Consider the following 12,907-nt stretch of genomic DNA (forward strand, 5'->3'; position numbering starts at 1 on the left):
GGTTTACAGATCCGCCGGATCGATCTGCTTCATCGTCTCTACCTGCATCAGCCAGTGGTAGAGCGGCTCAAGCTGCAAAAAGGCCCCGGTCAGCAGCGGCACCAGATCGGCGCTGAACAGCTTTTCCACTTCGCTGTCGGTCACCATCACCGCAAACGACTTGCGGTTGTACCAGGTGGCGATCTCCGCCGCCTGCTCCTTCACCAGCGGGCGCTTGTAGCTCTCACCCACCAGCTCGAACGGCCGCCGGCAGCAGGCGGCCACCTCAAGGAAAGGCTGCGGCCGCTGCCTCAGCGTATGGCGGAACAGATCCATAGTCGGCTTGTTGGCGCTGTAGTAGCCGAGCCCATAGCGCAGCATGTCCGGCCCCAGTTCGAAAAAGTAGACCGGCGCGTCTTTCCAGTCTTTGCTCGGACGCTTGAACGTCAGCCACATGCGGCTGCGGTAGCGCGATTTGTCATGAGAAAAGCGCGTGTCGCGATGAATGCGCGACAGCGTTTTGCCGATCGCCGGGCGAGTCTCGAACTGCGGGTCGATCGCCAGCATGCCGGGAGCCAGCTGCTCCACCAGCGCGCGAAACGGCGCCAACAGCTCGCGATCGTAGATATCGCGGTTGCCGTCGAACCACGCCTTATCGTTCTCGATCCGCACCTGCTGCAGGAAATTCAGACCCTGCTGGCTAAAGCCGGAGAAAGGTTGCGCCATAAGTTTTTCCGTTCTGACGGTTTATCGGGTGTTGCGCAGATCTTCCCTCTGCCAACGGCGTTTGATAAACACGCGCCGACGCGTGCGAAAGTAAGCGACATAGAGAGAGAACGCCGCCCGGTTGCTGAATAGTGCACCGCCAACCACGCCCCCCAGCAGCATGGCGACGGTGGCGATGCCGGTCATCCCCGACGCCCACGCCGCTGCGGCGCCAAGGCAAAACAGGCCGAGCATGCCAAGGTAATATTGCAACAATACCACCCCGCTGTTTTTACCCTGCACCAGTTGGAACAGGATCAATGTCATCCACACCGCCACGATCGCGCCGCTACCCATGAGAACGGCGGCGGAAGTCTTGCCGCTCCAGGCGGCCGCCACGTCCGTGGCCAGGCCCATCACGCCCGCCAGCCCCAACGTCAGGCATACCATCAGCAACATGACATTGCCGACGCCCGGCGGCGACAGCCGCTGGCCCGGCGTCAGGAAATGCTGCTCGAGCTGCGCATCTACGCCGGCGAACAGTGCGCGATCGCGCGCCGCGATTTGGCGTTCCATCTCCTGGCCCTGCGTCAATAAGCGGGCCAGCCGGCCGGGTAAACGCACCGGGCTCACCCCTGCAAAAAGAAGCGGAACGCCGGGTTGTCGGTTTCGTCGTGGCAATCGTAGCCCAGCGCCTGCAGGTGCCGCTCGAATTCCGGCTCGGTTTGCGCCAGTTCGAAGGCCGCCAGCACCCGGCCGAAGTCGGTGCCGTGGCTGCGATAGTGGAACAGCGAAATGTTCCAGTGCGTGCCCAGCGTTTGCAGGAATTTCAGCAGCGCGCCCGGTGACTCCGGAAACTCAAAGCTGTACAGCCGTTCGCGCAGCGGCTTCGACGGACGCCCGCCCACCATGTAGCGCACGTGCAGTTTGGCCATCTCGTCGTCCGACAGATCCACCACCTGATAACCGTCGGCATTGAGCTCGTCGATGATTTCCCGCCGTTCGGCGTGCCCGCGCGTCAGACGCACGCCGACAAAAATACAGGCGTTGTCGGCATCGGCGTAGCGATAGTTGAATTCGGTCACCGAGCGGCCGCCCAACAGTTGGCAGAACTTGAGGAAGCTGCCCTGCTGTTCCGGAATGGTCACCGCCAACAGCGCTTCACGCTGTTCGCCCAGTTCGCAGCGTTCGGAAACGTAGCGCAGCCCATGGAAGTTGAGGTTGGCGCCAGACAGCACGTGCGCCAGACGCTCGCCCTGAATGTTGTGCTGCTGGACGTACTTTTTCAGCCCCGCCAGTGCCAGCGCACCGGAAGGTTCGGCAATGGCACGCACGTCCTCGAACAGATCTTTGACCGCCGCACAGATGGCGTCGCTGTCCACGGTGATCACGTCGTCCAGATACTCACGGCACAGGCGGAAGGTTTCGTCGCCGATACGCTTTACCGCCACGCCTTCGGCGAACAGCCCGACGCGCGCCAGATCCACCGGATGGCCGGCATCCAGCGCCGCGCGCAGGCAGGCGGAGTCTTCCGCTTCGACGCCGATCACTTTGATCTGCGGCATCAGCTGCTTGATCAGCACCGCCACCCCGGCGGCCAGGCCGCCGCCGCCGACCGGCACGAAGACCCGATCCAGATGCGCGTCTTGCTGCAGCAGCTCCATCGCCAGCGTGCCCTGCCCGGCGATCACCGTCGGATGATCGAACGGCGGCACGAAGGTCATGCCCTGCTGCTGGGAAAGCTCGATCGCCTTCGCTTTGGCCTCGTCGAAATTGGCGCCGTGCAGCAGCACTTCACCGCCGAAACCGCGCACCGCATCCACCTTGATGTCCGCAGTGGACACCGGCATCACGATCAGCGTTTTGATGCCCAGCCGTTTACCGGAGAAGGCGACGCCCTGCGCGTGGTTGCCGGCCGAAGCCGTCACGACGCCGCGCGCCTTCTGCTCTTCGTCCAGCCCGGCGATCATCGCATAGGCCCCGCGCAGCTTGAAGCTGTGCACCGGCTGGCGATCTTCGCGCTTCACCAAAATGGTGTTGCCGAGGCGCGAAGAAATTTTGCTCATGGCCTGCAACGGGGTGACCTGCGCCACCTCGTAGACCGGCGAGCGCAGTACCGCTCGCAGATATTCCGCGCCGCAGGGGGCGCTGGGTAGGGGTTGAGAGACCGCCATGCTGCTTATCCCCCCAGTTTGCTCTTGTCGCGTACCGCGCCTTTGTCGGCGCTGGTGGCCAACGAGGCGTAGGCGCGCAGCGCGAAGGATACCTGACGCTCACGGTTTTTCGGCGTCCAGGCCGCGTCGCCGCGCGCCAGTTCCGCTTCATGCCGCGCCGCCAGCTCCTGCTCGCTGACGTCCAGCTGGATGCCGCGATGAGGAATGTCGATCGCGATCATGTCGCCGTCCTGCACCAGGGCGATCAGGCCGCCGTTGGCCGCCTCCGGCGAGGCGTGGCCGATGGACAGCCCCGAGGTGCCGCCGGAGAAACGCCCGTCGGTAATCAGCGCGCACGCCTTGCCCAGCCCCATCGATTTCAGATACGTGGTTGGGTAAAGCATTTCCTGCATGCCCGGCCCGCCTTTCGGCCCTTCGTAACGGATAACGACCACGTCGCCCGCCACCACTTTGCCGCCGAGGATCGCTTCTACCGCATCATCCTGGCTTTCATACACTTTGGCCGGGCCGCGGAAGGTGAGGATTTCCTTGTCTACGCCGGCGGTTTTGACGATGCAGCCGTTTTCCGCCAGGTTACCGTACAGCACCGCCAACCCGCCGTCCTGACTGTAGGCGTGTTCACGGGTGCGGATGCAGCCTTCCTTGCGGTCGGTGTCCAGCGAATCCCAGCGGCAGTCCTGCGAGAATGCCTGCGTGGTGCGGATACCGGCCGGCCCGGCGGAGTACATTTTCTTGACGCTTTCGTCGCGGGTCAGCATTACGTCGTAGGCTTCCAGCGTCTGCGGCAGGGTCAGCCCCAGCACGTTGTTCACCTCGCGGTTCAGCAAGCCGGCGCGATCCAGCTCGCCGAGGATGCCGATTACGCCGCCGGCGCGGTGCACGTCTTCCATATGGTATTTCTGCGTGCTCGGCGCCACCTTGCACAGGTGCGGCACTTTGCGCGACAGGCGATCGATGTCTTCCATGGTGAAGTCCACCTCGCCTTCCTGCGCCGAAGCCAGCAGGTGCAGTACGGTGTTGGTCGAGCCACCCATGGCGATGTCCAGCGTCATGGCGTTCTCAAACGCCGCCTTGTTGGCGATATTGCGCGGCAGCGCGCTCTCGTCGTCCTGCTCGTAATAGCGTTTGGTCAGCTCGACGATGCGCTTGCCGGCGTTGAGGAACAGCGCTTTGCGATCGGCGTGGGTGGCCAGCAGCGAGCCATTGCCCGGCTGCGACAGGCCCAGCGCTTCTGTCAGGCAGTTCATCGAGTTAGCGGTGAACATGCCGGAGCAGGAGCCGCAGGTCGGGCAGGCGGAACGCTCGATCTGCTCGCTGTCGGCGTCGCTGACGTTCGGGTTCGCGCCCTGGATCATCGCATCCACCAGATCCAGCTTGATGATCTGATTGGAGAGTTTGGTCTTGCCGGCTTCCATCGGGCCGCCGGAGACAAAGATCACCGGGATATTCAGGCGCAACGCCGCCATCAGCATGCCCGGGGTGATCTTGTCGCAGTTGGAGATGCACACCATCGCGTCGGCGCAGTGGGCATTCACCATGTATTCGACCGAGTCGGCGATCAGCTCGCGCGACGGCAGGGAATAGAGCATGCCGCCGTGGCCCATGGCGATGCCGTCATCCACCGCGATGGTGTTGAACTCTTTGGCCACGCCGCCAGAAGCTTCGATCTGCTCGGCGACCAGTTTGCCCAGATCGCGCAGATGCACGTGGCCCGGCACGAATTGGGTAAAGGAGTTGACCACGGCGATGATCGGCTTGCCGAAATCGGCGTCGGTCATCCCGGTCGCGCGCCACAATGCGCGGGCACCCGCCATATTGCGGCCGTGGGTGGTGGTGGCGGAACGGTACTTAGGCATGCTCTTTTCACTCCAAATGTATTTATGACAGGCGGCGAACGAACCGCCTGGATATTCTTATCTGTCTGTCTTGTCGTTACGGATTTACCGGATCCAGCCAGCCGTATTTGTCTTCTGTCTTGCCGCTGAACAGGCCGAAGAACGCCTGTTGGATCTGTTTGGTCACCGGGCCGCATTTGCCGATGCCGACCTGAATGCCGTCCACGCTGCGTACCGGCGTGATTTCCGCCGCGGTGCCGGACATGAACACTTCGTCGGCCAGGTACAGCGATTCGCGCGACAGCACCTGCTCACGCACTTCGAAGCCCATGTCTTTCGCCAGCTTGATGATCGCGTCGCGGGTGATGCCCGGCAGCGCCGAAGAGGTGAACGGCGGGGTGTAAATCACGCCGTCTTTCACTTCAAACAGGTTCTCGCCCGCCCCTTCGGAAATGTAGCCGTGCACGTCGAGCGCGATGCCTTCCTGATAGCCGTGGCGACGCGCTTCGCTGCCCACCAGCAGGGAGGAAAGATAGTTACCGCCGGCCTTGGCCGCAGTGGGGATCGTGTTTGGTGCGACGCGGTGCCAGGAGGAGACCATCGCATCGATGCCTTGATCCAGCGCTTCTTCACCCAGATAAGCGCCCCAAGGAAACGCCGCGATAATCACGTCCGTTTTGTAACCGGCCGGCGGGTTGACGCCCATGCCGACATCGCCGACGAACACCAGCGGGCGGATGTACGCGCTGACCAGGTTGTTCTTGCGCAGCGTGGCACGGCAGGCTTCCATCAGCTCGTCGACGCTTTGCGAAACCGGCATGCGGTAGATTTTCGCCGAGTCGTGCAGGCGCTGCATATGTTCGCGATGACGGAACACCACCGGCCCCAAGTGCGAGTCGTAGCAGCGCACGCCTTCAAATACCGACGTGCCGTAATGCAGCGCGTGCGACATCACGTGCACTTTGGCCTCGGCCCAGGGAACCATCTCACCATTGAACCAAATGTAATCGGCTTTCTTTGTCATTGTTATTTATCCTTCTCGGCGCCTCAGGCGCGTATTTGTTGTGATGTTGGCTGCTGGATCTCGACGCAGGAGACGTCCAGCAGTTTGCTTAACTGAGATGACAACAGGGCGACCGGACGCGGGCTGGCAACGGTCAATTCGATATTGATGCTGTCGGCGTTGGCCGGAGAAACCATATTCATAGCACAAACCTGAAAGCCGCGATGACGCACGACCCGCAATACGCGCTCTAACATTTCGGGGCGAAAACGCGCCTGGATCGAGAGTTGATGCTGCATCATGATATTTCCTCCAACATGGTTTCGTTGCCGGCGCCCGGCGGCACCAGCGGCCAGACGTTTTCGAGTTCGTCGATAGAGACCTGCAGCAGATAAGGGCCTTCGGTGCTGAACAGCGCCTCGAGCGCGCCTTCCACCTGATCCTTGCGGCTGATGCGCTGGCCGGGAATGCCGAAGGCGGCGGCCAGCATCAGGAAGTCGGGGTTATCGGACAGGTTGGTTTCGCTGTAGCGGCCGTCGAAGAACAGCTGCTGCCATTGACGCACCATTCCGAGGCGCTGGTTGTCCAGCAGCACGATCTTGAGCGGCAGCTGTTTGCGCTTGATGGTACCCAGCTCCTGCACGTTCATCATGAAGGAGCCATCGCCCGAGACGCAGATCACCGTATCTTGCGGACGCGCGACTTGAGCCCCCACCGCCGCCGGCACGCCGAACCCCATGGTGCCGAGGCCGCTGGAGGTGATGAAATTCTCCGGGCGTTCGAACGTCATGTGCTGCGCGCTCCACATCTGGTGCTGGCCCACGTCGGTGGTCACTACGCTGTTGGCCGGCTTGCGGGCGGACAGCTGGCGCAAGAACAATGGCGCGTAGATCGGCTGGCCGGGGTGATCGTAGCGACAGACGTGCTCGGCTTTCAGCGCCGTCACCTGCTGCTGCCAGGCGGCGATATTCAGCGGGTGCTGCAACGCCGGCAGCAACGCTTTCAGATCGCCCTGCAGGGCCACATGTGCCTGGCGCAGCTTGCTCATCTCCGCCGGATCGATATCCATGTGGATCACTTTGGCGTGCGGTGCGAAGGCGTTCAGTTTGCCGGTCACGCGGTCATCGAAACGCGCGCCGACGGCAATCAGCAAATCGCACGCCTGCACCGCCAGGTTGGCAGCCTTGGTGCCGTGCATGCCCAACATGCCGAGGTACAGCGGATCTTGCGCATCCGGCGCGCCCAGCCCCTTCAGGGTGGCGACGTTCGGCATGCGGGTCACGGCGATAAATTCACGCAGCGCCGGCACCGCCTGTGCCATACCCACGCCGCCGCCGACGTACAGCATCGGTTTGTGCGCCTGCGCCAGCAGCTCGGCCGCTTCTGCCAACGCTGCCGCCGGGAACGCCGGCGCCTCGTCGACCGGCATCAGATGCGGGTGCAAGTCGCCCTGCGCCAGCTGGATGTCTTTCGGGATATCGATCAGCACCGGGCCAGGGCGGCCGCCTGCGGCGATGGCGAACGCTTCCGCCATGATGCCCGGCAAGGCGTCCAGCGATTCCACCAGGAAACTGTGCTTGGTGCAGGCCAGAGACAGGCCGAGAACATCGATCTCCTGAAAGGCATCGGTGCCGATCAGCGCGGAACCCACCTGACCGGTGATGGCGACAACGGGAACGGAATCGAGCAGCGCATCAGCCAGGCCAGTGATCAGGTTGGTGGCGCCAGGGCCGGAAGTGGCGATGCAAACGCCGACTTTGCCAGTGGCGCGGGCGTAGCCGATGGCGGCCATCGCGGCGCCCTGTTCATGGCGACACAGCAGGTGTTCCACACCACCGTCGTACAGCGCATCGTACACCGGCATGATTGCCCCGCCCGGATAGCCGAATACGGTATCCACACCCTGCGCACGCAACGCTTGAACTACCCACTGAGCGCCATTCATAGTTATTTCCCCGCCTTACTTCGACAACTGCAGGATTTTGTTCTGTTTTTCATGCTCTGCCCCTTGCTCCACTTTTCTCTTGCCAATAAAAAACCCCCGGACCTGACGGTGCGGGGGTTCTCTTGCGATTCCGGCTTGTTTGCTAAGCCTTTCTTCGTCCAAGTGCAGCCCCGCACGGTGGGATAATAATCACCACCACGCTAATCACGACTAGGCTAATCACTTGGGCAAAGGCTTTCATAATGGGTTTGTTCACTGTGCTCATTCAGAACTAATGCTTACAGAGGTACCATAGTCGCGCGCGGCATGACAACACTTTTTTTGCGTTATTATTCGGCGCAATCTGGTCATACCTCACGCAAATCGCCCCTCTTTCACACGTTGGCGCGCATGTCCGGATTTTTCACCGCGTCGGTGCTCGCCTTGCCGCGCGTATCCTTGCCAAAGAACACCAACAGGGCGATCGCCACCGCCACCGTACCGGCGACGATCGCCATCGCCAGGCCGTAATTGTGCCCATGATGCTCGGCGATGGTGGCTTGCAGCGTGGCGTTGACCGAGGCGATCAGGTTACCCAGCTGGTACACGAACCCCGGCAGCACCGCGCGGGTGTTGGCTGGCACCAGTTCGGTCAGGTAGGTCGGTATCACGCCCCAGGCACCCTGCACCATAAACTGCATCAGGAAAGCGCCGATCCCGAGCATCAGTGAACCGCTGGAAAACGCCCACAGCGGGATCACCGGCAACGCCAGCAGCGCGGCGATGATGATCGCTTTCTTACGGCCGATCTTTTCCGATAACGAACCGAAGAAAACGCCGCCGATAATGGACGCGATATTGTAGCTTATGGCAATGATACTGACGGTTTTAGGGTCGAAACCGTGCTGAACTTTCAAAAATACCGGATACAGATCTTGCGTGCCGTGGGAGAAGAAATTGAACGCCGCCATCAGCAGCACCAGATAGCAGCACAGCTTCCAGTGGCTCTTCAGCACCGGTAGCAAGGCGGTGCTTTCTTTGCGTTCGCGCGCCGCCAGCCACACCGGCGACTCCTGCACGCAATAATATATAAACGGCAGCAGCAGGATCGGCGCCGCGCCGATAACGAACATGCCGCGCCAGCCGACCGTTTCGAACAGCAGGCCGTAGACCACCGCCGCCAGCAGATAACCGAACGGGTAGCCGGCTTGGAAAATACCCGACATCAGGCCGCGTGAGCGGTCCGGTATGGTTTCCATCGCCAATGACGACGCCACGCCCCAGATGCCGCCCATCGCAACCCCGTACAGCACCCGCAACAGCAAAAAGACCGTCAGCGAGGGCGCGGCGGCGGAGAGCAGCTCAAACACCGAGAAGAAGACGATATTCAGCATCAGGATCGGCTTGCGGCCATATTTTTCCGCCGCGCGCCCGAAGATCAGCGCGCCGATAGGCCGCACCGCCAGCGTGAGCAGAATCGCCAACGTGACCTGTTCCAGGCCGACGTGAAAGGATTGCGCGATATCGCTGAGTAAGAATACCAGCACGAAAAAATCGAAAGCATCGAGCGTCCAGCTTGAAAAGCTGGCGATTGCCGCATTGCGTTGCAGCGGGGTCCAACCAAACATAGTGTTATCCCTACCGTAGAGTACGAAGTCAGGAGGCTTAGCGGCTGCCGGGCAGAATGCGGCGGCGGTCGGAGTTTGTTAAAGAAGTGATTTTTCTTTTAATCAATTGTTAAATACACCCATTAAGCCTATGGTTGCAATGCGTCTGGGCCGCTAATGTGTTGCAGCCTTCGGCGATATTGTTAATGGGTATTGCCGCAGCCTGCGAGACAGATCGCACAACCTCATTCGCTGAAATGAAAATCGGCAATTACGCTGCGAACCTCCGGGAAAAATCGCTAATAACGCCGCGCGAAGCCAGAATGAATCGCGCATCATGTTGCCCTCAGCAAGGAGAGCGATATGTCATTGGCGGTAATCTATAGCCGCGCCATCATCGGCGTTCAGGCCCCTTCAGTAACGGTGGAGGTGCATATCAGCAATGGCCTGCCCGGCCTGACGCTGGTCGGTCTGCCAGAAACCACGGTGAAAGAGGCGCGCGATCGGGTGCGCAGCGCCCTGATCAACAACGGTTTCACCTTTCCCGCCCGGCGCATCACCGTCAATTTGGCGCCCGCCGATCTGCCGAAAGAAGGCGGGCGTTACGATCTGCCGATAGCACTGGCGATCCTCGCCGCCTCCGAGCAATTGCCCCTCGCACCGTTGGCGCGCTACGAGTTTCTTGGCGAGCTCGCACTGTCCGGCGCACTGCGCGCGGTCAGGGGCGCGATCCCGGCGGCGCTGGCGGCGGCTGACGCCGGGCGGCAACTGATCCTCTCGACGGACAACGCCGCCGAAGTCGGCCTGATTGCGCAGTCGCACTCCCGTACCGCCCGGCACCTGTTGGAAGTCTGTGCCTTTCTGCTCGGCCAGGGCGAGCTGCCGGTGGCGGCCACGCCTCCCGCTGTGGACATCGCCTGCGACAACGCCGATCTGCGCGACATCATCGGCCAGGAACAGGCCAAGCGGGCTCTGGAGATCGCCGCCGCCGGCGGGCATAACCTGCTGCTGATTGGGCCGCCGGGCACCGGTAAAACCATGTTGGCCAGCCGCCTCACGGGCTTGCTGCCGCCGCTCACGGAGCATGAGGCGCTGGAAAGCCTGGCGGTCGCCAGCTTGCAGCACCATATCCCCGCCGCCCTGCCATGGCGCCAGAGGCCGTTTCGCGCACCGCATCACAGTGCATCGATGGCGGCGTTGGTCGGCGGCGGCTCACTGCCGCGCCCGGGCGAGATCTCTATGGCGCATAACGGCGTGCTGTTTCTGGATGAGCTCCCGGAATTCGAGCGTAAGGTGCTGGATGCGCTGCGTGAGCCGCTGGAGTCCGGCGAGATCGTAATTTCACGCGCCAACGCCAAGGTCTGTTTCCCCGCCAGAGTGCAGTTGATTGCGGCAATGAACCCCAGCCCGACCGGGCATTATCAGGGGTTACACAATCGCGCCTCGCCGCAGCAGGTATTGCGCTATCTGGCCCGGCTGTCAGGGCCTTTTCTCGACCGTTTCGATCTGTCTATCGAAGTGCCGCTGTTACCGCCGGGTACGCTCAGTCAGCGGAAAACGCATGGAGAAAGCAGTGAGAAAGTGCGGGAAAGGGTTCAACAGGCGCGCGCCCGGCAGCTCGAACGCGCCGGGAAAGTCAACGCGCTGTTGAGCAACCGCGAAGTGGAACGTGATTGCATTCTGCAGGCGGCAGACGCCGAGTTTTTGGAGGCAACATTAAACGCGCTGGGGTTATCGGTCCGCGCCTGGCAGCGCATTTTGAAAGTGGCGCGCACGCTGGCGGATTTGGCGGGGGATGCGGAGCTCAACAGGAGCCACCTCTGCGAAGCGCTGGGCTATCGCAGTATGGACCGTCTGCTGTTACAGCTGCATCGTAGTCTGGAATAGAAAATGGGGCCCGCAGGCCCCATCGTCTTTAGTCGTCGCTGTCGCTGTAATCTTCTACTGCGTCAGCCTGCGGTTTACCGCCGGACAGAGTATGGAATTTCTTCGGGCGACGTGTGCGCGCCAGATATTTAGCCCATACTTTTTCCTGCTCGGTAGCCGCTTCGCGCTCACCGCGGCACACTGCGACGAACAGCTGTTCTTCTTCAGTGACCGGCTGACGTTTGCCCGAGTCCAGCTCGTTAAACGCGTAGCCGAAGCGCTCTAGCAATTGCGCCTCTTTAATGGTGAAATCGCCGTGACGGGAGAACCCGCGAGGGTAATGTTTATTATCAAAAAAACGATTGGTCGTGGTGAAGCTATCCGCCATCTGACACGCTCCTAATTCTCTTATGGCCGTGCTGTTTATGGCGCGGAGTATTAGATAGGCTTGACAGCGTGTAAAACAAAACATTTAAATCTTAACGACAAATTTTTTTGGAGATAGGTGTGGATACCGAATTACTGAAAACCTTTTTGGAGGTCAGTAGAACGCGTCACTTTGGCAGAGCCGCAGAATCTTTGTACTTAACGCAGTCCGCGGTCAGTTTCCGCATCCGTCAGTTAGAAAACCAGCTGGGCGCAAATTTATTTACCCGTCATCGCAATAATATCCGCCTGACACCTGCCGGTGAGCGGCTTCTGCCCTATGCCGAGAGCCTGATGAACACCTGGCAGCTGGCGAAGAAGGAGGTCGTGCGTTCGCTGCAACACACCGAGTTGTCGATCGGCGCGACCGCTTCGCTGTGGGAAGCCTATCTGACCCCCTGGTTGCAGGCGCTCTATCAACAACGCGAGGCGCTACAGCTCGAAGCCAGGGTGGCATTAAGGCACTCTTTGGTAAAACAACTGCATGAAAGGCAGCTCGATTTACTGATCACCACTGAACCGCCGAAGATGGATGAATTGGCCAGCCAGCAGCTGAGCAATTTCTCATTACGCCTGTTCTCATCCGCGCATCGTGATAAACAAGCCCCAATGCCCTACATCAAGCTGGAATGGGGAGCCGACTTTCACCAACAGGAAAGCCGCATGCTGGAAGGCGATAACGTGCCGGTGCTCACCACTACCTCCGCTCACCTGACGCGTCAGCTGCTGGAAACCACGGGCGGATGCGCTTTCCTGCCCAGCCAGTGGGAACAAGAGTACCCACAGCTGGTGGCCTCCGCTGAGATCCCACCGATTATCCGCCCACTGTATGCCGTCTGGTTGCAAAACAGCGATCAACAGCCTTTGATTCGGCAATTACTTAAAATACCTTTAAATACCGCAGCCTAAAGCGTTATGGCGGCCTTAAACGCCGTCATCGTGGTCATGACTGTCTATCAAGCAAAAACGCGCTCATCGCCTTCTGAGAGGAGATAATGCAAAACAGCAAGGGAATCAGGAGGTCACGGGGGTAAAGATCGGAAGAAAGATGGAGCAACCAGGATCGGGCAAACATCGGCACCTAACGTCCATGTGCTCTGTTCCAAAGCGGTAAGGAAGAAAAATGATAGGCAAAAAAAAACCCTTTGCTTTCGCAAAGGGTTCTTAATATGGCAGGGGCGGAGAGACTCGAACTCGCGACACCCGGTTTTGGAGACCGGTGCTCTACCAACTGAGCTACGCCCCTAAATCTCGCTTAACATTATGCCTGCTAATAAAGCAGGCATAATTAAATAAGTGGCGGAACGGACGGGGCTCGAACCCGCGACCCCCTGCGTGACAGGCAGGTATTCTAACCAACTGAACTACCGCTCCACCGATTCTTTTAC

The 12,907-nt window shown here is 60.5% G+C and carries 12 protein-coding genes and 2 tRNA genes; 2 read left to right on the forward strand and 12 right to left on the reverse strand.

The features are described from left to right. Positions 1–3: 3 nt before the first annotated feature. From QOL81_RS25010 to QOL81_RS25050, 9 genes are all read right to left on the reverse strand, one after another. Positions 4–705: a DUF2461 domain-containing protein gene (locus tag QOL81_RS25010; protein ID WP_070914471.1), complete on the reverse strand. Its 702-nt coding sequence runs from the start codon at positions 703–705 to the stop codon at positions 4–6. A 21-nt stretch (positions 706–726) separates the two neighbouring features. Further along, positions 727–1,290, reverse strand: a complete 564-nt coding sequence (gene ssi4, locus QOL81_RS25015) for an immunity protein Sip4 (RefSeq protein ID WP_502950670.1) — start codon at positions 1,288–1,290, stop codon at positions 727–729. Between the two features lie 23 nt (positions 1,291–1,313). After that, entirely contained in the window at positions 1,314–2,858 is a 1,545-nt protein-coding gene (gene ilvA / locus QOL81_RS25020) for a threonine ammonia-lyase, biosynthetic (protein ID WP_033654502.1), read from the reverse strand. Positions 2,859–2,863: 5 nt separating this feature from the next. Then, positions 2,864–4,714 carry a dihydroxy-acid dehydratase gene (ilvD, locus tag QOL81_RS25025; RefSeq protein WP_033649965.1) on the reverse strand — a complete coding sequence of 617 codons (1,851 nt, stop codon included), beginning with the start codon at positions 4,712–4,714 and terminating at the stop codon, positions 2,864–2,866. A 76-nt stretch (positions 4,715–4,790) separates the two neighbouring features. Beyond that, a complete protein-coding gene (locus tag QOL81_RS25030; protein ID WP_033636413.1) occupies positions 4,791–5,717 on the reverse strand; it encodes a branched-chain amino acid transaminase in 927 nt (308 codons plus the stop codon). 23 nt (positions 5,718–5,740) lie between these two features. Further along, entirely contained in the window at positions 5,741–5,998 is a 258-nt protein-coding gene (gene ilvM, locus QOL81_RS25035) for an acetolactate synthase 2 small subunit (RefSeq protein ID WP_038874702.1), read from the reverse strand. Continuing rightward, positions 5,995–7,641 carry an acetolactate synthase 2 catalytic subunit gene (gene ilvG / locus QOL81_RS25040; protein WP_100396798.1) on the reverse strand — a complete coding sequence of 549 codons (1,647 nt, stop codon included), beginning with the start codon at positions 7,639–7,641 and terminating at the stop codon, positions 5,995–5,997. Before ilvG ends, ilvM begins: the two co-directional genes overlap by 4 nt. Before the next feature lie 142 nt (positions 7,642–7,783). Then, a complete protein-coding gene (gene ilvL, locus QOL81_RS25045; RefSeq protein ID WP_013814970.1) occupies positions 7,784–7,882 on the reverse strand; it encodes an ilv operon leader peptide in 99 nt (32 codons plus the stop codon). 133 nt (positions 7,883–8,015) lie between these two features. Beyond that, the gene (locus QOL81_RS25050; RefSeq protein WP_060425375.1) at positions 8,016–9,248 is read right to left on the reverse strand and encodes an MFS transporter; all 1,233 of its coding nucleotides are present in this window, start codon (positions 9,246–9,248) and stop codon (positions 8,016–8,018) included. Positions 9,249–9,590: 342 nt separating this feature from the next. On the opposite strand from QOL81_RS25050, the gene QOL81_RS25055 reads away from it, so the two are divergent. After that, positions 9,591–11,114, forward strand: a complete 1,524-nt coding sequence (locus QOL81_RS25055) for a YifB family Mg chelatase-like AAA ATPase (protein ID WP_060425372.1) — start codon at positions 9,591–9,593, stop codon at positions 11,112–11,114. A 28-nt stretch (positions 11,115–11,142) separates the two neighbouring features. Here QOL81_RS25055 and QOL81_RS25060 read toward each other — a convergent pair whose 3' ends face one another. Next, positions 11,143–11,481, reverse strand: coding sequence for a MaoP family protein (locus tag QOL81_RS25060; protein ID WP_048232148.1), 339 nt, complete (start codon positions 11,479–11,481; stop codon positions 11,143–11,145). Between the two features lie 119 nt (positions 11,482–11,600). Between QOL81_RS25060 and hdfR the strand changes: the two genes are divergently transcribed. Beyond that, positions 11,601–12,428 carry an HTH-type transcriptional regulator HdfR gene (gene hdfR, locus QOL81_RS25065; RefSeq protein WP_060425370.1) on the forward strand — a complete coding sequence of 276 codons (828 nt, stop codon included), beginning with the start codon at positions 11,601–11,603 and terminating at the stop codon, positions 12,426–12,428. Between the two features lie 261 nt (positions 12,429–12,689). On the opposite strand, the gene QOL81_RS25070 is transcribed toward hdfR, so the two are convergent. Beyond that, positions 12,690–12,765 (reverse strand) — tRNA-Trp (locus QOL81_RS25070). A gap of 51 nt (positions 12,766–12,816) precedes the next feature. Further along, a tRNA-Asp gene (locus tag QOL81_RS25075) sits at positions 12,817–12,893 on the reverse strand. Between the last annotated feature and the right edge of the window lie 14 nt (positions 12,894–12,907).

The organism is Serratia sp. CC22-02 (genome assembly GCF_900182895.1).
In the GTDB taxonomy this organism is placed as follows: Bacteria; Pseudomonadota; Gammaproteobacteria; order Enterobacterales; family Enterobacteriaceae; genus Serratia; species Serratia nevei.

What these genes read in the sequence shown, in the direction of transcription:
- QOL81_RS25010 (WP_070914471.1), bottom strand. Translation starts at nt 705, where the DNA reads ATGGCGCAACCTTTCTCCGGCTTTAGCCAGCAGGGTCTGAATTTCCTG.
- ilvA (WP_033654502.1), bottom strand. Translation starts at nt 2,858, where the DNA reads ATGGCGGTCTCTCAACCCCTACCCAGCGCCCCCTGCGGCGCGGAATAT.
- ilvD (WP_033649965.1), bottom strand. Translation starts at nt 4,714, where the DNA reads ATGCCTAAGTACCGTTCCGCCACCACCACCCACGGCCGCAATATGGCG.
- QOL81_RS25030 (WP_033636413.1), bottom strand. Translation starts at nt 5,717, where the DNA reads ATGACAAAGAAAGCCGATTACATTTGGTTCAATGGTGAGATGGTTCCC.
- ilvM (WP_038874702.1), bottom strand. Translation starts at nt 5,998, where the DNA reads ATGATGCAGCATCAACTCTCGATCCAGGCGCGTTTTCGCCCCGAAATG.
- ilvG (WP_100396798.1), bottom strand. Translation starts at nt 7,641, where the DNA reads ATGAATGGCGCTCAGTGGGTAGTTCAAGCGTTGCGTGCGCAGGGTGTG.
- ilvL (WP_013814970.1), bottom strand. Translation starts at nt 7,882, where the DNA reads ATGAAAGCCTTTGCCCAAGTGATTAGCCTAGTCGTGATTAGCGTGGTG.
- QOL81_RS25050 (WP_060425375.1), bottom strand. Translation starts at nt 9,248, where the DNA reads ATGTTTGGTTGGACCCCGCTGCAACGCAATGCGGCAATCGCCAGCTTT.
- QOL81_RS25055 (WP_060425372.1), top strand. Translation starts at nt 9,591, where the DNA reads ATGTCATTGGCGGTAATCTATAGCCGCGCCATCATCGGCGTTCAGGCC.
- QOL81_RS25060 (WP_048232148.1), bottom strand. Translation starts at nt 11,481, where the DNA reads ATGGCGGATAGCTTCACCACGACCAATCGTTTTTTTGATAATAAACAT.